Origin of the sequence: Achromobacter animicus (genome assembly GCF_040775605.1) — a bacterium.
GTDB lineage: Bacteria > Pseudomonadota > Gammaproteobacteria > Burkholderiales > Burkholderiaceae_B > Achromobacter > Achromobacter animicus.
The window spans coordinates 6,148,849-6,172,507 of the sequence record NZ_JAYGJK010000001.1; the positions used below are offsets into that span (position 1 = coordinate 6,148,849).

At 62.9% G+C, this 23,659-nt stretch carries 19 protein-coding genes; 10 read left to right on the forward strand and 9 right to left on the reverse strand.

Annotation, left to right across the window (positions count from 1 at the left end):
• Window positions 1-79: 79 nt before the first annotated feature.
• The 4 genes from AB3147_RS28185 to mnmE all read right to left on the reverse strand — a co-directional run bounded on the left by AB3147_RS28185 (window position 80) and on the right by mnmE (window position 7,900).
• Window positions 80-3,355 (reverse strand): T6SS effector BTH_I2691 family protein, encoded by a 3,276-nt coding sequence (locus tag AB3147_RS28185; protein ID WP_367353494.1) that lies wholly within the window; start codon window positions 3,353-3,355, stop codon window positions 80-82.
• Window positions 3,352-4,299 carry a hypothetical protein gene (locus tag AB3147_RS28190; RefSeq protein ID WP_367353495.1) on the reverse strand — a complete coding sequence of 316 codons (948 nt, stop codon included), beginning with the start codon at window positions 4,297-4,299 and terminating at the stop codon, window positions 3,352-3,354. Before AB3147_RS28190 ends, AB3147_RS28185 begins: the two co-directional genes overlap by 4 nt.
• A complete protein-coding gene (locus AB3147_RS28195; protein ID WP_367353496.1) occupies window positions 4,296-6,368 on the reverse strand; it encodes a type VI secretion system Vgr family protein in 2,073 nt (690 codons plus the stop codon). The genes AB3147_RS28190 and AB3147_RS28195 overlap by 4 nt, the downstream gene beginning before the upstream one ends.
• Window positions 6,369-6,547: 179 nt before the next feature.
• The gene (gene mnmE, locus AB3147_RS28200) at window positions 6,548-7,900 is read right to left on the reverse strand and encodes a tRNA uridine-5-carboxymethylaminomethyl(34) synthesis GTPase MnmE (protein ID WP_367353497.1); all 1,353 of its coding nucleotides are present in this window, start codon (window positions 7,898-7,900) and stop codon (window positions 6,548-6,550) included.
• A gap of 116 nt (window positions 7,901-8,016) precedes the next feature.
• On the opposite strand from mnmE, the gene AB3147_RS28205 reads away from it, so the two are divergent.
• The 10 genes from AB3147_RS28205 to AB3147_RS28250 all read left to right on the forward strand — a co-directional run bounded on the left by AB3147_RS28205 (window position 8,017) and on the right by AB3147_RS28250 (window position 18,747).
• A complete protein-coding gene (locus tag AB3147_RS28205; RefSeq protein WP_218342480.1) occupies window positions 8,017-9,603 on the forward strand; it encodes an ABC transporter substrate-binding protein in 1,587 nt (528 codons plus the stop codon).
• A 19-nt stretch (window positions 9,604-9,622) separates the two neighbouring features.
• Window positions 9,623-10,597: an ABC transporter permease gene (locus tag AB3147_RS28210; protein ID WP_367353498.1), complete on the forward strand. Its 975-nt coding sequence runs from the start codon at window positions 9,623-9,625 to the stop codon at window positions 10,595-10,597.
• On the forward strand, window positions 10,594-11,514 hold the full coding sequence (locus AB3147_RS28215; protein ID WP_367353499.1) for an ABC transporter permease: 921 nt from the start codon (window positions 10,594-10,596) through the stop codon (window positions 11,512-11,514). Before AB3147_RS28210 ends, AB3147_RS28215 begins: the two co-directional genes overlap by 4 nt.
• Before the next feature lie 11 nt (window positions 11,515-11,525).
• A complete protein-coding gene (locus AB3147_RS28220) occupies window positions 11,526-12,536 on the forward strand; it encodes an ABC transporter ATP-binding protein (RefSeq protein WP_218342478.1) in 1,011 nt (336 codons plus the stop codon).
• The gene (locus AB3147_RS28225; RefSeq protein WP_175136951.1) at window positions 12,533-13,549 is read left to right on the forward strand and encodes an ABC transporter ATP-binding protein; all 1,017 of its coding nucleotides are present in this window, start codon (window positions 12,533-12,535) and stop codon (window positions 13,547-13,549) included. Before AB3147_RS28220 ends, AB3147_RS28225 begins: the two co-directional genes overlap by 4 nt.
• 111 nt (window positions 13,550-13,660) lie before the next feature.
• Entirely contained in the window at window positions 13,661-14,860 is a 1,200-nt protein-coding gene (locus tag AB3147_RS28230) for a M20 aminoacylase family protein (protein WP_367353500.1), read from the forward strand.
• A 178-nt stretch (window positions 14,861-15,038) separates the two neighbouring features.
• Window positions 15,039-15,941 (forward strand): TauD/TfdA dioxygenase family protein, encoded by a 903-nt coding sequence (locus AB3147_RS28235; protein WP_175136953.1) that lies wholly within the window; start codon window positions 15,039-15,041, stop codon window positions 15,939-15,941.
• 43 nt (window positions 15,942-15,984) lie between these two features.
• A complete protein-coding gene (locus AB3147_RS28240) occupies window positions 15,985-17,025 on the forward strand; it encodes an ABC transporter substrate-binding protein (protein ID WP_367353501.1) in 1,041 nt (346 codons plus the stop codon).
• 1 nt (window position 17,026) lies between these two features.
• Window positions 17,027-17,857 (forward strand): ABC transporter ATP-binding protein, encoded by an 831-nt coding sequence (locus AB3147_RS28245; RefSeq protein WP_175124828.1) that lies wholly within the window; start codon window positions 17,027-17,029, stop codon window positions 17,855-17,857.
• An 11-nt stretch (window positions 17,858-17,868) separates the two neighbouring features.
• Window positions 17,869-18,747, forward strand: coding sequence for an ABC transporter permease (locus tag AB3147_RS28250; RefSeq protein ID WP_175124829.1), 879 nt, complete (start codon window positions 17,869-17,871; stop codon window positions 18,745-18,747).
• A gap of 138 nt (window positions 18,748-18,885) precedes the next feature.
• On the opposite strand, the gene AB3147_RS28255 is transcribed toward AB3147_RS28250, so the two are convergent.
• The 5 genes from AB3147_RS28255 to rpmH form a co-directional block, all read right to left on the reverse strand.
• A complete protein-coding gene (locus tag AB3147_RS28255; RefSeq protein ID WP_175124830.1) occupies window positions 18,886-20,331 on the reverse strand; it encodes a catalase in 1,446 nt (481 codons plus the stop codon).
• Window positions 20,332-20,614: 283 nt separating this feature from the next.
• Window positions 20,615-22,291: a membrane protein insertase YidC gene (gene yidC / locus AB3147_RS28260; protein ID WP_175124831.1), complete on the reverse strand. Its 1,677-nt coding sequence runs from the start codon at window positions 22,289-22,291 to the stop codon at window positions 20,615-20,617.
• A gap of 48 nt (window positions 22,292-22,339) precedes the next feature.
• A complete protein-coding gene (gene yidD, locus AB3147_RS28265; protein WP_056566024.1) occupies window positions 22,340-22,612 on the reverse strand; it encodes a membrane protein insertion efficiency factor YidD in 273 nt (90 codons plus the stop codon).
• Window positions 22,609-22,980 (reverse strand): ribonuclease P protein component, encoded by a 372-nt coding sequence (locus tag AB3147_RS28270; protein WP_239215855.1) that lies wholly within the window; start codon window positions 22,978-22,980, stop codon window positions 22,609-22,611. Before AB3147_RS28270 ends, yidD begins: the two co-directional genes overlap by 4 nt.
• A gap of 107 nt (window positions 22,981-23,087) precedes the next feature.
• Window positions 23,088-23,222, reverse strand: coding sequence for a 50S ribosomal protein L34 (gene rpmH / locus AB3147_RS28275; protein ID WP_006228069.1), 135 nt, complete (start codon window positions 23,220-23,222; stop codon window positions 23,088-23,090).
• Window positions 23,223-23,659: the final 437 nt, after the last annotated feature.

The following is a 23,659-nucleotide window of genomic DNA, read 5'->3' on the forward strand; positions in this document are numbered from 1 at the left end:
GGCTCAATGAGTGGGTCATTGGGGCCGGGCAGATCACATTGCCATCCGGCGCAGGGGGGAGTTAGCTGTGGTCTCGCCATCAAAGTTTCTCCGTGATCTCGATGGCGGCGAAGCCGGTGTCGTCGTTTTTATCCGGCCAGAATGCGACGGCAAATGTTGCCGATTTGATCTTGTTGATGGGATCCAACCAGTATCGGCCGCTAAGAATTGGCCGCCCGGATGTTGGTTTCGTCTCGCTGACCAGCGTGTAATCCGGATGGTTCAGGGCAGAAGTTTGCATGGCATGGGCGGTATCGTTGACTTGCCCACATGCCATGACGTGAGAAGACAGAGTAGGCTTACGTATGTCGTCGTCGTGTGCGAGGCCAAAGCGCTCGGTGGTGAGGGTGAAGCGGTAGCGGGATCGTTCGGCATCGAAACCAGGTAATGTCACGCTGTAACCAAGCGCTTCTGTCGTCACGACTGCGCCGCGGTTCTTGAGTACTTCGATGTCTTCGGTGTAGAGCTCATCTATCGAGCTCGCTCGATCTTCATTGTAGAAGCGGAGGTCGACCTCCATGCCGAGCACTGCGGCGTTAAGCGCAGCAATGGCGACGTCCATATCGTCCGGATTGCGCCAGCGCTCATTCGCTTCTGTTCGGCCGAAGTAGCAACGCCGAGCCCACTTTTCCATCGCGTCCGATTCGAGGTTTTTCGCAATTTTCGTCACTACGAAGGCAATGAGTACGATAGCAATGCCGGCACCCAATCCCCCGAATAACGAGAGTGATCGCACTGCTCCCCAAAACACCACAAATCCTCCAGTAATTGATAACCCACCGGCAAATATGTGGTAACGGCGGGCATCTACATCTCCAGCCTTCGATAGGCGTATGGCCGCATTGAAACTCGCACCGGCATCCGCGATCCCCGCCAAAGCCGATATCGCTCCACCAACCATCACCATCCTCGAACCCAGCGCCACGACACGAGTGAACACAGGAGTTTTCTCCGCGCCCCAACGCAGCACGAAATCCTTGGCAGCGTCCGCCGGTATCTTGATCGCCAAGCCCGCCGCCTCAACACTCGCTCCTAGGAAGCCGAGCGAAACGCTGTAAAACGCCGCGACGGCCTCGGGATGCTGTGCTCCCACCTTCGCATCCAGGTCGGCAATCGCGCTTTTCAAACTGTCCCGTAGAAAGTACAGGCCGATAAAAGACAAGCCGCCATCCACGCTACCGACGGCCAGGCTCTTCAAGCTTGCAAAGGTGCTGCCGGCGACACGACGAGCTCCCGCTGCGCTCACCTTCATTTCATTCAGCACCGCGGCGGCAGCGGGCTCCAGATTCTTCAGGCCGGCGTTGACTTGACGTAAGACATGTTGGGCTTCCCTTTTGACCTCCTGTCCAAGTGCGCCGGCCGCCTGCTTGATGTCCTGCGCGCCCTCCTTGGCTTCTTTACTGAAATCCAGGATGCGCTTCTTGACCTCTTCGGCAGTTCCATGCGCCCATAGCGTGACGTTGATGAGCACATTGCGGACGTCGGCATTGGGGATGGTGATCAGACTGCCCAGCAGCATGGCGCGTGCGCGCTTGCCAGTTGCCTTCTGGGCCGAGTTGGCATGCTCGCGGATCTCGTTCGACAGCAGCTCGAAGCACTCTCCCACCGTGAGCTGGATCGTGACCTGGGTGAACTTGGCCTTACCGTACAGCCAGGCGGCGCCGGACTGAAGGTTGTCCAACGCCGCCTTGGCGCCGATGCTCAGGGTATTTTCGAGGCGGTTGCTCGCATCGTGTATGGCCGCCAACAGTTGATCTGCAGCTTCAACAACAAGCGCGCTGCGCCAATCGCTACCCTCCTTGCTGGTGGCGACCATTTTTATCGCGTCAAAGTACTTTTTGCCTGCCTCGGAGGGCATTGCGTCCGTGAACTGCGGTTCGAAGGCTTGCTGCAAGTCGGTGTGTTGCCCGTTGAGTGCGGTATAGGCCGGGCTACCACCGTCGGACAGAAGGTCTTGCCAAGCCTGACTGCTGGGACCCAACACTTCCGGAGTGGGCTTTTCGCTGGGTTTGCTCTCGTCAGCCGTTGTTGCCCGCTGGGGCGGGGCATCCGTGATGCCGCCCGCGAGACAGGCCGCGGCGGTGCTCAGTCGGCATTGCTGCGAACGCGCATCGGACTCCGCATAGTCCAGGGCCATGATCCGGCGCCAGCCAGCGCCAGTCACCACGTCGGCCCAGTCGCTTGCATAAGCGTCGATCTGCTTTTGAAAGTTCTCGTCTTCCTTGTCGTACGCATCCTGAAAGGTTTGCCGTCCTGCTGGGCCGGTTTCCCAGTAACGTTCTTCCAGCCGGGCCCTGCGACGCCTGGTCTCGCTATCGACCGCACGGGCGCGATCCTGTGCCGGGTCACTGTATACGGGCGGGACGCCGGATTCGCTGGAAGTCCAGTAGTCGCTGGCTGGCGGCGGCGGCGGGTGTGCAGCCTCGACTTGCTGAGCGATGTAAGCCTTGATGCCGAGCAGGCACTGAGAGGTGAGGTAGGCATACCGTCTTGTGGGTTCTTCACGCCATCGCTGACGCATCGTGTTGACGGAGAGCCGCAGGCTGTTGAGTTCTGCCGCCATGCCCACCGGGTCGGGTAGGATGAGGCCGGCTACCCCCTTTGGAAGCCCATGCTGCATTTCGAGCATGCGCAGTTGCGCCTGCATGGCTTCCAAGCGCGCATGACGGGGATGCCAATCATGGACGCTGCCGAAATCGCGGGTGCCGATCGCGTACTCGGCGACATGCTGGCGGAGATCATCGCCGTTCTCAAGGGCAAGCGCCTGGTTGCCACCAGTCGGATCTTGCTTGAGCGTCAAGAGGTTGACCACCCTGAACCGTTCACGATAATCAGCGGGCAGTGCCTTTCCATCAACGTATTTACCGGTGCGATAAGCATCGAGCGTCGCCTTCGGCCAAGGATCCTGTGAAAACGCGATCCAGGCCTGCTTATGCGTTGCGGTGTCGATATTGATGAATGCCGCGCGCAGATCATGGCCCGCGTCCACGCATGAGGTGGCTAGCGGCTCGGGCTTCGCCCGCGGCATGGAGAATGGATTGAACTGGCGTAAGTACCCTTCCGGGGTGACCTGATAGGCATGCCAGATTTCTTTGTCCAGCAAGACGTAGACATAACCTTGCCGCAGTACGCGCAATGCAGTCTGAATTGACCCGTGGTGCAGTTCGCCATGATGTTTGAGCCCGTCGGTAAGAGGCATGACTGCAAGCCGAAGCGGGAGGATCGGTATGCCCGTTCGTTCACAGGCGCTGCAATTACCGGTGGGATTGGGCGCCGCCTGACGGCGCGCCTGAGTCAGAGTCTTGCTGGTGCTCATGAATAGTTCGCCGCTGGAGATAACGATGCAACGATGCGCTTCCACGCATCGTCGTCGTAGGTTTCAAAACGCGCTTGCAACGTGGACCGGCCTGCGGCTGCGGCCGCGATATCGGCTTGAACTATTGGATGCAGTGGCAGGCCGGGATGAATGAACGCGCGATGTGTGCACAGGTCGAAGATGTCTGCGCTCAGGCGCAGTCCAAGGTGATGGGCGTTGCGGATCATGCGGAAGGCATGCACTGCGGCTTGCGGCGGCAGAATCGTGACGCCACGCCAGCGCATGGGGGCATACGTCATCGGAAGCGTTAACGCCAGGCGCCACACATCCAGGAAGTCGCCGACGAGCGGTGCTAGTTGTTGAGCCTGTCGAGCTAGCACGAGTTCTTCCGTGCCGGCCCCGGTGGGAGCACCGCGAAGCAAGGTGTAGGTGCCCCAACTTGTCGGGCAGAGCCAACGCTTTATTGGCCATACGAGCCCGGAAATGTCACGCCCGATTGATGCCGCCAGCAGTTCGAGTCGCAATGGTTCGAACCAGGGTATCGCGCGCATCCCGCCTACCGGCGTGGGGACATCCAGGCAGCGCGCCGTGATGTGCTCGGCGAGCGCAGCAAGGGGTTGATCACTGGTCAACCATCCGCAGACATAGCGCTTCTTCTGACTGGCGTCCTCACGCGCAGCACGTTCAGCGGCTGCGAGCACAGAAGTGTTCGCGATGTCGCCTGGCGCAGCCAGCTGTACAAGCGCCGGACATGCGTCAGGCGTATGCGCCAGGTCGGGCCGCATTACGGGCGCGATCGACTGAGCGCCCAACGCTTGGGTCAGCGATTGGATACTCAGGGAATCTGTTGGTGCGCACGGCGCTAGCAGGTCCAGCAAGAGGTAAAGATGGTCGTTGGATGCGCGCTCTGTTCGGGCGAATTCTTGTACGGCGCTCCGCTTCATCTGGCACGCTCCAGACAATCAGATAGTGCACCTTCTAGCACCGCGCTACCCAATGCAAGCTTGTTGCCGCCGCCGCCACCTTGCTTCTGGAGGGGGCCTTTGACCTGGATGGAGATAGCGTCAAGGGTTATGCCGGCGCCATCTATTCGAATGGTTCCACCAGGCCCTTTTATGACCAGCTCATCTCCGGCATACAGGGCATATTCCTTAGTCCGATGGCGGATACCCTGGCCGGCCTGCAGCTCGGCGTGGCCCTCGACGGTGTGTTCCTGATGCCCGCCAATACTCACCCAATGGTTCGCCGCGGTCTTGTCGCGGCGGTTATTGCCCACTTCCTCGGTACGGTCCTTGGTGGTGTAGGTCGTGTGATTGCGCCCTACGGTCAAAAAGTCATCCCGCCCGATATCCTGCCGCCGGTCCTGGCCGATGTTGACCTGTTCGTCGTTGCCCACCGTCTCTTTGCGGTCGTGGCCGATCGTGATGGTCTCGTCGTTCTCGACCTGTTCGCTGCGGTCGTGACCCACAAACGTCGACTCGTCGTTGTTGACGTGGACGTTCTGGTCCTTCTGCGCGTGGACGTAGATTTCTTCCTGATCCTTCTCATCCTCAAATCGCAGTTCGTTGTACCCCTCGCCTTTGTGGGTCTTGCTCTTGATCGTCATCCGCGTCTTGTGGCGCGGTAGCTCGTAAGGCGGCAATTGCAGGCGGTTGTAGACGCGGCCGGTGATCACGGGCTGGTCGGGGTCGCCGTCGAAGTAAGAGACCATGACCTCCTGTCCGATGCGCGGGATGGCCATGTGGCCCCAAGTGGCGCCGGCGATGTTCTGCGAGACGCGAATCCAGCACGAGCTGTACTCGTCCTCCTTACCGAGCCGGTCCCAGGAGAACTGGACCTTCACCCGGCCGTATTCGTCGGTATAGATCTCTTCATTGGGCGGGCCGACCACCACAGCGTTCTGCGGACCGTCGATGCGCGGCCTGGGTAGCGGTTCCGCGCGCCATTCGGCGTCGTCAGGAACCAGCTCCGCCTCGTAGCTGTAGTGCGTTCCCAGCTGGGCTTGTGCACTTTCCTCGGCCTGACTCGTGTGTTGGATGCCACGGTGGACGATGCGCACCGGGCGCCAGCCGCGGTTCAGGTCTTCGCGCGGATGCCCAGCAAGGGTGAACGAAATGCCCGGCTGCAGCCGCGGGTCATCGCCTTCAACAAAAGCGACGCGCGAATCGCGGCGATGGCCGCGCAGGCGGTTCTCCGCGAACGGTCTGCCGGCTTCGTCGAATTTTGCGCCGGCGGGGTAGTCATAGCGTTCGTAGCGGCGGCCCTGATGGTCCAGATCTCGTCCGTCGCGGCTGTGCTGGTGGGTGTAGCGCGGATGGTGAAAGGTGTAGTCGCGCTGGGTCTGGCGCGCGGTGCGCACGTTCTCGGTGTAGGAGAATCGCCGCAGCGCTGGCTGCGGCTGGTCGCCGCCCGGTGTGGGGTTGTATTGCACCGGCTCGTCGCCGACGCGGCCGTGAATGAACAGGCGGTCGCTGTGGATCAGCTTATGGCCTTCGGCACTATGTCGGAAAGAATAGAAGAAGCCCTCCTCGCGCATGATGCGTTCGACAAAGTCGTGGTCAGTGTCGCCCGCTTGCACGCAGTACTCGCGCGCCTGATGTTCGGTGGTGCCGCGAAGCTCGTAATCCTGAGTAAGACCATGCGCCTTGAGCACCGCCTCGGTGATCTGCGGGACGCTAAGCGACTGAAAGATGCGCCAGTCGGAACTAAGCTTTAGCCGCGCCAGGCGCGGCTCGACAATCGCCGAGTAGCGCGTACGCCGAAAACCCGTGTCGCCCTGAACGAACGACGAGACCGCGCCGTGCACGTAGCGCACGGGCGTGGCGCCGTGCCAGATCGTAAGCAACGCGGCGCGGTCCAGGACTACGCCGAAATCGATGGCGGGGTTGCCGCTGGTTAGGTCCACCTCCAGCAGAAAGGTCTCGGACAACCCTTCTTGCAGCGTAAATTTGATGACCTCAAACGATTCGTCGCCGACAGCGAACGTGAAACGCAGATCGGATTGGGTAGGCATGGCGAGCTTCCGGTTGCGACAGACCGCACGGGTCGTCCTTGGTGCCAAAGGGCACCACCGGTTTTAAAAGCCGCCGATATTTCGTGTAAATCAGAGGAGTCTTATTAATAAAGAAAACTGATCTGTTCACGCATGTTGAAGCAGTTCCGCAATGCTGCATTGCGGGCTGAAGTGCCCCCTCACTTCCCGATGCAGAAACTCGAAAAAATCTCCCCCAGCAGATCATCGCTGGTGAACTTGCCAGTGATGCTCGACAAGCTGTCATGCGCCAACCGCAGTTCCTCGGCAAACAAGTCCAACACCCGGTCATCCTGGCTGGCATGCGCGGCAGCCAGTTCCAGATGCTCCGCCGCCTCCTGCAACGCATGCAAATGACGTTCGCGCGCCAACCAAGGCGATTCCGCACCCGGATTCCAGCCCGCAATTTGCAGCAGCTCCGCGCGAAGCGCATCCAGGCCGGCGCCGCGTTTGGCCGAGATGCCCAGTTCGCCGGGGCCGGCGACGAAAGGCTCGGGTAACAGATCCACCTTGTTGAACACCTTCAGCACCGGCGTGCGCGGCGGCAGCCGCGCTGTGATCTGCGCGTCCAGCTCGTCGCCTGGCTGGGTGGCATCCTGCAAATGGAGGATGACGTCGGCGCGCTCGATCTCTTGCCAAGTGCGAGCAATCCCGATGCTTTCCACCGTGTCTTCGGTTTCGCGCAGGCCGGCCGTGTCGACAATGTGCAGCGGCACGCCATCAATATGGATTTCCTGCACCACTTTGTCGCGCGTGGTGCCGGCGATGGGCGTGACGATGGCGATGTCGTCGCCGGCCAGCGCGTTGAGCAGGCTCGACTTGCCTACGTTGGGCTGGCCGGCCAACACCACATGCAGGCCTTCGCGCAGGATGACGCCCTGCCGCGCCTGGGCAATCAATGCGGAAAGATCGCCCGCCAGCGCGTCCAACGTCGGACGGGCTTGATACTTTTCCAGGAAGTCGATTTCTTCTTCGGGGAAATCCAGGGTCGCCTCGACCAGCATGCGCAGATGAATGATGCGATCGGACAGGTCGTTCACACGCGCCGAGAATTCGCCTGACAACGACGCCATGGCGCCGCGCGCGGCCGCCACGGACGAGGCTTCGATCAGGTCGGCAACCGCCTCGGCCTGCGCCAAATCCATGCGGTCGTTCAGGAACGCACGGCGCGTGAATTCGCCGGGTTCGGCCAATCGCACGCCCAGATCTCGGCCGGCGACCAGACAGCTATCCAGCACACGTCGCAGCACGGCCGGGCCGCCGTGGCCCTGCAGTTCCAGCACGTCTTCGCCGGTGTAGGAATGAGGTCCACGAAAGTAGATGGCAATGCCTTCATCCAGCAGTTCGCCGTCCACCGTCTTGAAGGGAAGATAGTGCGCATGGCGGGGAGTGAGATCGCGCTGGAACAGGCGCCGCACCAATCCGGACAGGTCCGCACCAGAAATGCGCACGACGCCGATGCCGCCTCTTCCGGGGGCGGTGGCGATGGCGGCGATGGGGGCGTAGGCGGACATATCAGGGGCAGAAGGCAGGGCTAAACAATAGGGGAATATAACTGTTGCGCGGCGCGTTGTTTGCTGGTTACTGTGGCCCCGAGGTTCAAAACCCGAAACAACTCTGGGAGATCACGATGGCATCTCGGTTTTCGCGTGTCTTGGCCTGCGGCGCTGCCGCGGTGGTGATGGCCTGTGGCACATACAGTTCGGCCATGGCTCGCGACCTGGTGATCGGGTTGAAGACCGAGCCCTCGTCGATGGATCCGCAATACCACGCGTTGACCCCGAACACGCAGATCTCCCAAACCATTTTCGATACGCTCGTTGCCACGGACGCGCAACTCAAGCCGCAGCCTTCGCTGGCGGAATCGTGGACCGTGGATGGCAAGGTCTGGACTTTCAAGCTGCGGCCGAACGTGAAATTCTCGGATGGCACGCCGTTTACCGCCGAGGACGTCGTCTTTACGTATGACCGCGTCCCGAAGGTGCCGAACAGCCCGTCGCCGTTCACGCTGTATCTGGGGTCCGTCGCCAAGACCGAAGCGGTGGATCCGATGACCATCCGCATCACCACCAAGGAAGTTGCGCCGAACCTGCTGGTCAATCTGGCGCAGTTGCCCATCCTGTCGAAAAAGGCCGCGTCGGGCCCGGCTGCGGAAGGCAAGACGACGACCGAATTGAACAGCGGCGATGGCCTGATCGGAACCGGACCCTACAAGTTCGTGTCCTGGAAGCGCGGCGCGGAATTCGTGCTGGCGCGCAACGACAACTACTGGGGCAAGAAGCCCGAATGGGATCGCGTGGTCTACCGTCCGATCAGCAACGCGGCCGCGCGCGTGGCCGCGCTGTTGGCGGGAGACGTCGACATGATCGAAGATCCTCCCACCGATGACCTGCCCAAGCTCAAGTCCGACAAGAAGCTCTTTGTCGAGGAAACGCCGTCGGTGCGCGTGGTGTACGTGGCGCTGGACCAGTACGCGGAGCCGTCGCCCGGCGTGCAAGGCACCGACAAGAATCCGATGAAGGACAAGCGCGTGCGCGAAGCCTTGTCGCTGGCGATCAACCGCGATGCGCTGGTCGAACGCGTGATGGGCGGTGTCGCCCTGCCCGCGGGCAACCTGCTGCCGTATCCGATGTTTGGCGCCAGCAAGGAACACTCGAAGGCGCCCAAGGCCGATGTGGAAAAGGCCAAGGCGCTGCTCAAGGAAGCGGGCTATCCGAACGGCTTTTCGATCACGCTGGGTTCGCCGTCCGGCCGGTATGTCAACGATTCGAAGGTGGCGCAGGCCATTGCATCGATGTGGACGCGCATCGGCGTGAAGACCAGCGTGGACGCGATGGCGCCCCCGGTGTTCTTCAAGAACCGCGACAGCTATTCGTTCTCGGCGTATCTGGCGGGATGGTCGGTGACGAGCGGTGAAATGTCCAACGCGCTGACGTCGCTGCTGATGACGCGCAATCCGGAAGCCGGCCAGGGCACGACGAACCGCAGCCGCTATTCCAATCCCAAGATGGACGAGCTGGTGAAGCAGGCCTCGTCCACAATGGACGACGCCAAGCGGGCGGAACTGCTGTCGACGGCCAGCAATATCGCGATGGATGATTTCGCCATGCTGCCCGTGCATTTCGAGCTGTCGGTCTGGGCCATGAAGAACGACATCCGCTACCAGGGCCGTCCAGACCAGGTCACGCTGGCGCAGAACGCAACGCTGAAGAAGTAAGCGCGCCGGGCGATCTCTCGTGCTTGCAACCATTGTCAGAAGGCTGCTGCAGACCATCGTCGTCATGCTCGTCATGTCGGCGTTGGTCTTTGCCGGCATTTACATGGTCGGCGATCCCGTCTCGATGCTGGCCAGTCCCGAAGCGACCGAGGCGCAACGCGCCGCGATCAGCGCGTCGCTGGGACTGGACCAGCCGTTGTGGCGGCAGTACCTGATCTTCATGAGCCAGGCCGTGCGCGGCGATTTCGGGAGCAGTTTCCTGACCGGCGAGCCGGCCATGCATCTGATCCTGGAACGCATGCCCGCAACGGTGGAGCTGGCCTGTGTGGCGATGCTGCTGTCGGTGCTGATCGGCGTGCCGCTCGGCATTCTAGCCGGTCTGAAACCTGCAGCAGTGGGTTCGCGAGCGATCATGACGGGCTCGGTGCTGGGGTTCTCGTTGCCGAACTTCTGGGTGGGCCTGATGCTCATCATGGTGTTCGCGGTGATGCTGGGCTGGGTGCCGGCCGGCGGCCGTGGCGACACGGTCAGCATCGGCTCGCTGCAGTTGAGTGTGCTGACGTTCGATGGCTGGCTTAGCTTGGCGTTGCCTGCAGCGACCATTGCCTTCGCCAAGTGCGCGATGATCATTCGCGTAACGCGGGCCGCCACACGCGAAGCGCTGCCCATGGATTACATCAAGTTCGCGCGCGCCAAGGGCCTGTCCGAAAAGCGCGTGCTGGGCGTGCATCTGCTCAAGAACATCCTGATTCCGGTGGTGACGGTGGCGGGCCTGGAGTTCGGCCAGGTGATGGCGTTTGCCGTCGTGACCGAGACCGTGTTTTCGTGGCCGGGCATGGGCAAGCTGCTGATCGATTCCATCATCAACCTGGATCGTCCGGTGGTGGTGGCGTATCTGCTGCTGATTGTGTTCTTTTTGGTCATGTTGAATCTGGTGGTGGACATCATCTACACGGTGCTGGACCCCCGCGTACGTTTGGATAGCCGCCGATGAACTCGCCCGCCACCGTCGCCTCTCCCGCGGCCCCGACGAAAGAGCAGACGCCCTGGCGCCGCTTCGTGTCGGATTTCTTCGCCAGCAAGCTCGCCACGCTGGGGCTGGTGATGTTGATCGTGATCGTGGGGGCGGCGTTGCTGGCGCCCTGGATCGCGCCGCAGAATCCGTACGATCTGGCCAGCCTGGACATCATGGATTCAAAGCTCAAGCCTGGCAGCGAAAGCGGGGATGGTTCGATGCGCTACTTGCTAGGCACCGACGGCCAGGCGCGCGATCTCTTTTCCGCCATTCTGTACGGCATGCGCACCAGTTTGATGGTGGCCACGGTGTCGGTGCTGGCCGCCTTCGGCATTGGCGCGACGGTTGGGCTGATTGCCGCCTATTTTGGCGGACGCATCGATGCCCTGCTGATGCGGGTTGTGGATATCCAGTTGTCGTTCCCGGCGATCCTGGTCGCGCTGATGCTTCTTGCGATTCTGGGCAAGGGTGTGGATAAGGTGATCATCGCGCTCATCGTCGTGCAGTGGGCGTATTTTGCGCGGGCGGCACGCGGCGCGGCGCTGGTCGAGCGCGGCAAGGAATATGTGGAGGCGGCGCGCTGCATGTCGCTGTCGTGGTCACGCGTGCTGTTCCGACATGTGCTGCCGAATTGCATGCCGCCGCTCATCGTGATCGCCACGATCGACCTGGCGCACGCGATCGCGCTGGAAGCCACGCTGTCGTTTCTGGGTGTCGGCGTGCCGGTGACGGAACCGTCGCTCGGCATGCTGATCTACAACGGCTTTGAATACCTGCTGTCGGGCCAGTATTGGATTTCGTTCTTTCCCGGCATTGCGCTGGCACTGGCCATCATCGCCATCAATCTGGTGGGCGACCACCTGCGCGATGTGCTCAACCCGCGGCATGCGAATTGAGGACAGGAGCGATGCAGACACTTGCGGCGCAACGCCCCCTGCCTGACCGTTCCCCGGTGCTTGATGTGCATGGGCTGAAGACGCATTTCTTCACGCGCAACGGCGTGGTCAAGGCCGTGGACGGCGTGGACCTGACGCTGGCCGAGGGCGAAATCCTGGGCCTTGTCGGCGAGTCCGGATCGGGCAAGAGCATCACGGGTTTTTCCTTGATGGGCCTGTTGGATGAACCCGGCCGTATCGTCGAAGGCCAGGTGCTGCTCAACGGCGAGGACCTGCGCGCGGCCACGCCCGCGCGGTGGCGGCAGTTGCGGGGACAGGAGATCGCGATGATCTTCCAGGACCCGATGATGACGCTTAACCCGGTGCTGCGCGTGGATACGCAGATGATCGAAGCGGTGCAGGCGCACGCCAAGGTATCGCGCGACGCGGCGCGACAGCGCGCGCTGCAGACGCTTGCCATGGTTGGAATTCCGTCGCCCGAAGAGCGACTGCGGACGTATCCGCATCAGCTGTCGGGCGGCATGCGCCAGCGCGTGGCCATCGCCATTGCGCTGTTGAATTCTCCGCGCCTCATCATTGCGGACGAGCCCACGACGGCGCTGGATGTCACGATTCAAGGCCAGATCCTGTTCGAGGTGCAGAAACTCTGCCGCGAAACGGGGACCGGTCTCATCTGGATCACGCATGACCTGGCCGTGGTGGCGGGTCTGGCCGATCGCGTGTCGGTGATGTATGCGGGGCGCGTCGTGGAAACCGGCAGCACCGAGGCGGTCATCCGCCACCCGATGCATCCCTACACGCACGGGTTGATCGCGTCGATCCCGACGCCGCAGTCGCGCGGCAAGCCACTGGTGCCGATTCCCGGGATGACGCCGTCGCTGCTCAACCTGCCGCAGGGCTGTGCATTCCGAGGGCGGTGTCCGCGCGCGACGGACGCCTGTCTGGTCGAACCGCCGCCTGTCGAAGTCCGCCCGGCGCAATGGGTGCGCTGCTGGCATGCTGGAGCGCCGGACACGATATGAACGACGCCCTGAACAATCCCACGCCGATCCTCGCCCTGCGCGACGTCGAACTACGCTTCGTGCAGCCGGTGGACCTGGCCGGCCGCATCGCCAACCTGCTGGGCGCGGGACTGAAGACGCAGGTGGTGCATGCCGTGGCCGGTGTGGACTTGGCGGTCCGGCCGGGCGAAGTGATCGGCATCGTCGGTGAATCAGGCTGTGGAAAATCCACGCTGGGCCGCATCGTGTCGGGCATCCTGCCGCCGACCGCCGGGCAGGTGGACTATCAGGGCAAGCCCGTGCAAGCCATGAAGGGCCCGGAGCGGCGCGCGTACGAGCTGGGCGTGCAGATGATCTTCCAGGATCCGTACGCGTCCCTGAATCCGCGCATGCGTGTGCGCGAGATCATAGGCGAGGCGCCCGCGGCGCATGGCCTGATCCGGTCGCGGGACAAGCAGGAGTACGTGGCCGGTTTGATGCGCCAGGTGGGGCTTGATCCGAGCTTTGCACAGCGTTATCCCCATCAGTTTTCGGGCGGCCAGCGTCAGCGCATCGGCATTGCGCGGGCATTGGCGCTGAAACCATCGGTCATCGTCTGCGACGAGGCCGTGGCCGCGCTGGACGTGTCGATCCAGGCGCAGGTGCTGAATCTGTTCGAACGGCTGCGCGATGAGCTGGACCTGACGTATCTGTTCATCAGCCATAACCTCAGCGTGGTCAGCCATATCTCGGACCGCGTGGCGATCATGTATCTGGGACGCATCGTCGAGCTGGCCGATACCGATACGGTGTTCGCGCGCGCCAATCATCCGTACACGCAGGCGCTGCTCAAGGAACTGCCGACGCTGGTGCCCGGGCGGCGTGCGTATCAGCCCATCCGGGGCGAGCTGCCCTCGCCGCTGGATCCGCCCACGGGGTGCGCGTTTCACCCGCGGTGTCCCCATGCCATGCCGCGCTGCAAGGCCGAGCGCCCGCTCCTGCGCGAAATCGCGCCAGGCCAGTTCAGCGCCTGCCATTTGAACGATGCCGCCTGACCTGCGCCGAAAAAGGGCTGGACGCGGCACGCGGGGCGGCGCGAGAATTCCCCGACCAGCAGGCCTTTTGCGCGTGCGCCCTCCTTCAATCCAGACAGCTTATCCACAGCCATGAAAACCATTGCCGAAATCGAACGCGTACACGGGGATCTGACGGCCCTGCGACGCGACATCCATGCGCATCCGGAACTGGCGTTCCAGGAAACGCGCACGTCCAACCTGGTGGCCGAACGCCTGCGCGGCTGGGGACTCGAAGTCCACACGGGGCTGGGGAAAACCGGTGTGGTGGGCATTTTGCGCGCCGGCAGCGGCGGCAAGACCATCGGCCTGCGCGCCGATATGGATGCTTTGCCGATGCCGGAACACAACCGGTTTGCCCACAAGTCCACGATCAGCGGGCGCATGCACGGCTGCGGCCATGATGGGCACACGACGATGCTGCTGGGCGCCGCGCAATACCTGGCCACGCATCGCAATTTCGACGGCACGGTCGTGTTCATCTTCCAGCCGGCCGAGGAAGGCGGCAATGCCGGCGCGCGCGCCATGATGCAGGATGGGCTGTTCGACAAGTTTCCCTGCGATGCGGTGTTCGGCATCCACAACATGCCGGGCATGCCGGTCAATCAGTTCGGCTTCCGGTCGGGGCCGACGATGGCCTCAAGTAACCGCTGGGACATCGTGATCAAGGGCGTCGGTGGCCACGCGGCCCAGCCGCATTCGTCTGTTGACCCCATCATCGTGGCCGCCGACATGGTGCACGCGCTGCAGACGGTCATCTCGCGCAGCAAGAATCCGCTGGATCAGGCGGTGCTGTCGATCACGCAGATTCACGCGGGCGATGCCTACAACGTGATTCCCGGCGAGGCCGTGCTGCGCGGCACGGTGCGCACGTATTCCGTGGAGACGCTGGACAAGATCGAAGCCGACATGCGCCGCATCGCCACCACCCTGCCGCAGGTCTATGGCGGCACGGGCGAGCTGGATTTTGTGCGCGCGTACCCGCCGCTGGTGAACTGGGAAAACGAAACCGCCTTCGCAGCCAAGGTGGCCGAAGACACCTTTGGCGCGGAAAACGTGCTGCGCGACATGCCGCCGTTCATGGGCGCGGAGGATTTTTCGTTCTTCCTGGAATCCGTGCCGGGCTCGTATCTGTTCCTGGGCAACGGCGACGGCGATCACCGCATGGAGTCGTATCACGGCATGGGTCCGTGCCAGCTGCACAACCCCAACTACGACTTCAACGACGCGCTGCTGCCCGTGGGTGCGACGTACTGGGTAAAGCTGGTCGAGGCCTTCATGCCGGCCAAGTAAGGACCAATACGCTATTTGCTTATATGCGAATGGCCATGAAGCCGCGGGGGCGCCCCGCGGCTTTTTGCTATATGACGTAAAGCTTTGATCAAACGCCGATATCTTCGTTTGAGATACATGGCGCGGTTTCCATAATCGGTCGTTCCAGCCATGCCGCAAGGCGAATTCGGAGCGATCGATGTCCCAGAGCAATGCCTTGCGGCGCGAAGCGCACGCCGCCCCCCAGCCGCAGTCCTTTGACGTGCGCCCCCTGCCCGGTCCCCTTGGCGCGGAGATCATCGGCCTGGACCTGTCGCAGGAACTGGCGCCCGCCGATTTTGCGCGCGTGCACAAGGCGCATCTGGACCATCACCTGCTGGTGTTCCGCGACCAGCGCATCACGCCCCAGCAGCACATCGATTTCAGCCGCCGCTTCGGCCGCCTGATGATCCACGTGCTGCACCAATTCCACCTGCCGGGCCATCCCGAGATCCTGACTGTCTCGAACATTCTGGAAGACGGCAAGCCCATCGGATTGGGCGACGCGGGCAAGTACTGGCACTCGGACATCTCGTACAAGGAACTGCCCAGCCTGGGGTCGCTGCTGCATGCGCAGGAATTGCCTGCCGAAGGCGGCGACACCCTGTTCGCGAACATGCACCTGGCCTACGACACCTTGCCGCAGGCGCTGAAGGACGCGATCGACGGCAAGCGCGGCGTGCATTCCTACCTGGCCCAATACGGGCAACTGCAGAAGGAAGGCAACTGGCGCCCGAATCTGAGCGCGCAACAGATTGCGCAGGTGCAGGAGGTGGTGCATCCGGTGGTGCGCACGCATCCGGAGAACGGCCGCCGCGCGCTGTTCGTGAGCGAAGGCTTCACGACGCGCATCGAAGGACTGCCCGAAGACGAGAGCCGCGCGCTCCTCGCCGAGCTGTTCGCCCACAGCGTGCGGCCGGAACACATCTACCGCCACAAATGGCAGCCGCATGACCTGGTGTTCTGGGACAACCGCTCGCTGATCCACCTGGCGGGCGGCACGCCGGATCACCTGCGCCGCAAGCTCTACCGCACCACGATCGAAGGCGATGTGCCGTTCTGACGCGCGCATGTCGGCCTTAAACCACTTATCCACAAGGAACGCCATGCGTTTGACCTCCACGCTACGGGATCGACTGGTCCAGACCGCCACGGGCGCGGGCCTCGCGCTGATACTTGCCGTGCTGGCGCTGGCTTCGCCGACGCCGGCCATGGCCGAAGGGCGCATCCGCATTGCCGAACAGTACGGCATAGTCTATCTGCTGCTGAACGTGGCGCGAGACCAGCAACTCATCGAAAAGCACGGCAAGGCCGAAGGTGTGGATATCTCGGTCGAGTGGGCCAAGCTGTCCGGCGGCTCGGCGGTGAATGACGCGCTGCTGTCGGGGGCTGTGGATATCGCGGGGGCGGGCGTGGGACCGCTCTTGACGATCTGGGATCGCACGCACGGCAAGCAGAACGTGAAGGGCGTGGCGTCGCTGGGCAACTTTCCGTACTACCTGGTCACCAACAACCCGAACGTGAAGACGATCGCCGACTTCACGGACAAGGACCGCATCGCCGTGCCCGCCGTGGGCGTGTCGGTGCAATCGCGCGTGCTGCAGCTGGCGTCGGCCAAGCTGTGGGGCGACGCGCAGTACAACAAGCTGGACAAGATCTCGGTGGCGCTGCCGCACCCGGACGCCGCGGCGGCCATCATCGCCGGCGGCACGGAAATCACCGGCCACTTCGGCAACCCGCCTTTCCAGGAGCAGGAGCTGGCCGAGAACCCCAAGGCGCGCATCGTGCTCAATTCGTATGACGTGCTGGGCGGTCCCAGTTCGTCGACGGTGCTGTTCGCCACCGAGAAATTCCGCCGCGACAATCCCAAGACCTACAAGGCCCAGGAAGCGCTGAAGGAAGCCGCCAGTTTTGCCGCCGCCAATCCGGAGAAGGCCGCGGACATCTACCTGCGCGTCACCGGCGCCAAGCAGGATCGCGACTTCCTCATCAAGGTCATCAAGAATCCCGACGTGCAGTTCAAGCTGCAGCCGCAGAACACGTTCGCGCTGGCGCAGTTCATGCACAAGGTCGGCGCGATCAAGAACGAACCGGCAAGCTGGCGCGACTATTTCTTCGACGATCCCGTCACGGCGCAGGGCAGCTGACATGGCTGTGAGCCCCGCCGCCCCTGTGGATAACGTTCAACGGCCCACGCCTTTGCTGGCTGTGGATAAGGTGTCGATCGAATATAAGACGCGCGAACGGCGTGTGCGCGCGACGCATCAGGTCAGTTTTGACGTGCACGGCGCCGAGCGTTTCATTCTGCTCGGGCCGTCCGGCTGCGGGAAATCGACGCTGCTCAAGGCGGTTGCGGGCTTCATCGAACCCACTGAGGGACGGATCGCGATCGACGGCAAGACCGTGCAAGGGCCTGGCCCGGACCGCATCGTGGTGTTCCAGGAATTCGACCAGTTGCCGCCCTGGAAGACGCTGCGCCAGAACGTGGCGTTTCCGCTGCTGGCCTCGCGCAAGCTCAACCGGCGCGAGGCCGATGAACGGGCGATGCATTACCTGGACAAGGTGGGGCTGGCGGCCTTTGCCGATGCCTATCCGCATACGCTGTCGGGCGGCATGAAGCAGCGCGTGGCCATTGCGCGGGCGCTGGCCATGCAGCCGCGCGTGTTGCTGATGGACGAGCCCTTCGCGGCGCTGGATGCGCTGACGCGGCGGCGCATGCAGGAAGAACTGATGGCGCTGTGGGACGACGTGCGGTTCACGCTGCTGTTCGTAACGCACTCGATCGAAGAGGCGCTGGTGCTGGGCAGCCGCATCCTGTTGCTGTCCCCGCATCCGGGCCGCGTGCGCGCCGAACTGAATGCGCACGGCTTTGACCTGCACAGCCAGGGATCAGCGGCGTTTCAGGCGGCGTCGCGCCGCATTCACGACTTGTTGTTCGAAACCGCCCCGCTGGCTCAGGCCGAGCGCGCGGCGGCCTGAAAGGAGCGCGCATGAGCATCAGCCATGCCGGATCGGCGTTCATTCGCCCCGAGGTGGAATACGACCTGCCGCCCCTGCCCCCGCAGGCCGCCGAAGCGCCGCTGCCGTGGCACGAGCGGCTGTGGCAGCACGCCGCCCTGCGCAAGGGCGTGATCCTTGTCCTGTTGGCGGCGGTGTGGGAGCTGGCGGCGCGTTATACCGACAATGATCTGCTGTTGCCCGGCGCATGGCAGACCGCGCAGGCCTTTGTCGATGGCGTGACCAGCGGCGAGCTGCTGGCGCGCGCCGGACAGTCGATGCGCGTGCTGGTGCAGGGCTACCTGGCGGGTGTCGTGCTTGCCTTTGTGCTGACGACGCTGGCGGTGTCCACGCGGTTCGGCCGTGATCTGCTGTCCACCCTGACGGCGATGTTCAACCCGCTGCCGGCGATTGCCCTGCTGCCGCTGGCGCTGCTGTGGTTCGGGCTGGGCGAAGGCAGTCTGGTGTTCGTGCTGATCCACTCCGTACTGTGGGCGCTGGCGCTGAACATGTATGCGGGCTTTCTGGGGGTGTCTGACACCCTGCGGATGGCGGGGCGCAATTACGGGCTGACCGGGTTGCGGTACGTCCTGCAGATTCTGGTGCCGGCTGCCCTGCCCGCCATCCTGGCCGGATTGAAGATCGGCTGGGCGTTTGCGTGGCGCACGCTGATTGCCGCCGAACTGGTGTTTGGCGCGTCCAGCGGCAAGGGCGGGCTGGGCTGGTACATCTTTCAGAACCGCAACGAGTTATACACAGACCGGGTGTTCGCGGGCCTGGCCGCGGTGGTCATCATTGGCCTGCTTGTGGAAAACCTGGCGTTCGATACGCTGGAGCGGCTGACGGTGCGGCGGTGGGGGATGCAGCGGTGATTGACGTGCGGCTCGCGGCGGATGCCGCGGGATGATTACGGTGATTGTTGCAGCGATTGTTGCAGCGATCGTGCGATCAGAATGAAAAAGTGGGGCGGCCATGATGCCGCCCCCCTTCTCATGGATGGTGCGAAGCGCTTACAGCTTCAGCCCCAACGCCTTGGCGACGCCTTCGGCATAGGCCGGATCGGCCTTCCGGAAGTGATCCAGCTGGCGGCGCTGGATGACTTCCGGCACGCTCGCCATGTGGCGGCCGATGTTGCCGAACAGCAATTCCTGCTGGGCCGGCGTCATCAGGCGGAACAAGGCGCCCGGCTGCGAGTAATAGTCGTCGTCGACGCGATGGTTCCAGCGGGCTGCGGCCTGGCCGTCCAGCGCCAGCGGCGGTTCGGCCGCCGAGGGCGTTTCCTTCCATTCGCCCGCGCTGTTGGGCTCGTAGTTGATCGTGGCGCCGGCATTGCCGTCCACCCGGCCAGCCCCGTCGCGATGGAAGCTGTGGAACGGGCACTTGGGCGCATTCACCGGGATCTGGTGATGGTTGATGCCCAGGCGATAGCGGTGCGTGTCGCCATACGAGAACAGGCGGCCCTGCAGCATCTTGTCCGGCGAGAAGCCGATGCCCGGGACCACGTTTGCCGGCGTGAAGGCGGCCTGCTCGACCTCGGCGAAGTAGTTTTCGGGGTTGCGGTTCAGCTCCAGCACGCCGACCTCGATCAGCGGGTAGTCGCCATGCGGCCAGACCTTGGTCAGGTCGAACGGGTTGATGTGATACGTCGCCGCTTCGGCCTCGGGCATGATCTGCACCTTCAGCGTCCACTTCGGGAAATTGCCCTCCTCGATGTTCTGGAACAGGTCACGCTGCGAGCTTTCGCGGTCGTGGGCGACGACCTGCGCGGCCTCTTCATCGGTCAGACAGGCGATGCCCTGCTGCGACTTGAAGTGGAACTTCACATAGAAGCGTTCGTTATTGGCGTTGATGAAGCTGAACGTGTGCGAGCCAAAGCCGTGCTGCTGGCGCAGGTTGGCGGGGATGCCGCGATCGCTCATCAGCGTGGTGACCTGGTGCAGCGATTCGGGGTTGAGCGACCAGAAATCCCACGCCGCGGTGGCGTTGCGCAGGTTGGTCTTGGGATCGCGCTTCTGGGTGTGGATAAAGTCGGGGAACTTCAGCGGGTCGCGGATGAAGAAGACGGGCGTGTTGTTGCCGACCAGATCCCAGTTGCCTTCGTCGGTGTAGAACTTGATGGCAAAGCCGCGCACGTCGCGCTCGGCATCGGCCGCGCCGCGTTCGCCGGCGACGGTCGAAAAGCGCAGGAAGAGCGGCGTCTCTTTGCCGACTTTGGAAAAGATGTTGGCGCGGGTGTAGCGGGTGATGTCGTGGGTGACGGTGAACTTGCCGTAGGCGCCGGAGCCCTTGGCGTGGACGACGCGCTCGGGAATGCGTTCGCGGTCGAAGTGGGCAAGTTTTTCAATCAGCCAGAAATCTTCCAGCAGGGCCGGGCCGCGGGGGCCGGCGGTCAGGGTGTTGTTGTTGTCCGGTACTGGGGCGCCCGAGGCGGTAGTCAGAGGCTTCTTGTCGGTCATGGCACACTCCCTAGATCATTTCTGGATGACGCGGATCCGCTTGGCGGGCCGCGCGCGTTGCAGCAAAAACTCCGGCGGGCGGGACGCCGGAGGGCAAATTCAGAGCCATCATAGGTGTCATGGTTGACGGTGTGAAGTTGATTGATCCTGCTTTGCCGATAAGTAATACCTATGTATAGGCCTCATGGGCATAGAAAATGCTGAGTGTGCCTTTCGCGTTTCATTGGCAACGGGCGTAAAAAAACCGGCCTCGAAAGGCCGGTTTCTTGTGTCGGGAAGGCGATCAGCGGTTGGCTGCCGCTTCCGACTTTTTCTGGATGGCGCGGGTAATGGACCACTGCTGCGCGATCGACAGGATGTTGTTGACGCACCAGTACAGCACCAGGCCGGCCGGGAAGAAGAACATCATCCCGCCGAACACCAGCGGCATGATCATCATGACCTTGGCCTGGATGGGATCCGGGGGCGTCGGGTTCAGTTTGATCTGCAGGAACATGGTGGCCATCATGATGGCGGGCAGAATGAAGAACGGATCGCGGACCGACAGGTCGTGCACCCACAGGATCCACGGCGCGCCGCGCATTTCCACGCTGGCCAGCAGCACCCAGTACAGCGAGATGAACACCGGAATCTGAACCAGCATCGGCAGGCAGCCGCCCAGCGGGTTGATCTTCTCGGTGCGGTACATCTCCATCATGGCCGCATTGAGCTTCTGCTTGTCGTCGCCGTACTTTTCCTTCAGGGCCTGCAGGCGCGGAGCGACCTGCTTCATGCGGGCCATGGAGCGGTAGCTGGCGGCGGCCAGGGGGTAGAACACGGCCTTGATCAGCACGGTCAGCGCCACGATCGTCCAACCCCAGTTGCCCAGGATGGAATGCAGCCAGGTCATCAGGGTGAACAGCGGCTTGGCGATGATGGTCAGCCAGCCATAGTCGACCACCAGTTCCAGGCCGGGGGCGAGCGCCGCCATGGCCTTCTGGTCTTGCGGACCGACCCACAGGTGCGAATCGACGCGCGCGGCAGCGCCCGGGGCGATGTCGCCGACGGCTTCGATGCTGCGGCCGGCGTACAGGTTCGGCTGGACTTCAAGCAGTTCGTTGGTGCGCGGCTTGCCTTGCGGGGGCACCCAGGCCGTGGCGAAGTAGTGCTGGACGACGGCGATCCAGCCGTTGTCCGCCTGCTTGATGTAGCTGGCCTTCTTCTTCTGGATGTCGCTGAACGTGCTCTTCTGGAACTTGTCCTGGTCCGAGTAGACGGCAAAGCCCGTGAACGTGTGATAGAAGCTGGACGTGTCGGCCGGGTCGTTGCCGTCGCGCTCGATCTGCAGGTACAGCGAGGGCGTGACGGGGGCGGTGCCGACGTTGGCCAGGTCATGGCGCACGTCGATGTCGTAGCGGCCACGGTGCAGGGTGAACGTCTTGGTGACCTTCACGCCGCCGGATTCGCCTTCGAACGTGACGACCAGGTTGTCGCCGGTCAGTTCGCGTTCCTGGGAGACCAGACGGAAAGGCGTCTGGTGCGTGGGGAAGCTTTGGCCGCTGGGGGCGCCGACAACGCCGGTCTGCACCACGTAGTTCAGGCCCGCCGAGCGGTCCAGCAGAACCGTGGGCTTGTCGGCCTGGCCGGTGGCCGGGTACTTCAGCAGTTCGGCGCGCACCAGCTGGGCGCCCATCGTGTCGAAGGTCAGGCGCAGCACGTCGGTGGTGATGACGACTTCTTCGGAGCGCGTGGGAACGGGCGTGGCGGCGCCAGGCACCGTGGAGGCCGGGGCCGCGGTGGCAGCCGGGGCGCTGGGCACGGACGGCGTCGCGTTGTTGGCCGCAGCCGGCGCTTCGCTCGTGCTGGCCGCGGGCGGGGCCCCGAACAGCGACGGCTTGCCGTTATGGATTTGCCAGTTGTTCCAAAGGAGCAACAGCGAAAAGGAAAAAATCATCCAGAGGACGGTTCGTCGGATATCCATGGTGCCTACTGAAGTGAATACGGGCCAGCAAAGCCCGCCAGTTTAGCGTCAATCGTGCTCGATGCGGTGGCTGTGGGAGCAGCACCGGGCGTCGTTGGTTCCCTTGGCCGGTGGAACCGGATCCAGGCCACCGGGCGACCAGGGGTGGCACCGGCCGATGCGCCGGACTCCCATCCAGAAGCCGCGCCATGCACCGTGGCGCTCGATCGCTTCGATCGCGTACGCCGAGCAGGTCGGAGTAAAACGGCACTGCCGGCCGATCCAGGGACTCAGGAAGAACCTGTAGAACCGGATCGGGGCAATGAGTAGTGCCTTGATCATCGTGCGATCCGATCAAAGTGAGCGTCCACTTCGGCTCGGGCAGCGCGTTTCAGCGCAGTGAGCGTGGCGGGCGCAACCTTGCTATGCAGGCGCACGACGTAATCTTTTGCCGGCAGCGCCAGGCGCCGATGGCGGAACGCTTCGCGGATGACCCGCTTCAAGGCGTTGCGCGTGGAGGCGTGGGCGGCAAACCGCTTGGCGATGATGAGCCCCAAACGAGCACAGGCGTCCTGGCCGGGAGGCAGATCATTGGGAGCGGCGCTCACAATGAAGAATGCCCCTCGGGCAAGACGCCGGCCTTTAAGGGCGGCGGCAAACTCGGAGGGGCGATGCAGCCGCGCCTCCGGGGGAAGCGTGGAGCGCGGCATGGACTGCGGATCAGGCGGTTGCGCGGAACCGGAACAGGATTGCGAGAGATCTTGCAATATGGTCGGTCCGTGCAAAAGTCAGTTTCCGGAAAACCGGAAAACTGGACTTAGACGGCCAGACGCTTGCGGCCCTTGGCGCGGCGGGCGCTCAGGATGGCGCGGCCAGCGCGGGTTTTCATGCGCACGCGAAAGCCATGGGTGCGCTTGCGACGGGTAACGGAAGGTTGGTAGGTGCGTTTCATGGACGATCCACAAAAAGAACAAAGTCAGAAGGGACCTGCCCGGAGGGTTCCACGTCGCGCCAAGCAGAAGCGGGTATCCAGAGAGCGTTTTTGCAACGGGTTTTGCATGGGTTTTGCATCCGGCGCAAAAAACAACTCTTAGACGGGGCTCTGTACCGAGAATTTCATCTCGGGCGACCTATTCAGCAAAGCTAAAAACCGGACAAATTGCTCTTGTAGGGGCAATTGCGCTTTTGGCAATTTGCCCTTGCGGGAGCGTGTCCGGCCAAGCTTTCTGCGAAACCTTCTGACAGACAGAATTCGGAAAAGCCCACCATTTCAGCAAGTTTTCCCTGTCTTGTCAAACAGTTAAGGGGGCGCCATATAGACGCTTATGCCCCTCCCTGTGGATAACCCCCGCCCGGGCAAGGTAGAATCGAGGTTTGAATAAGAGCGAC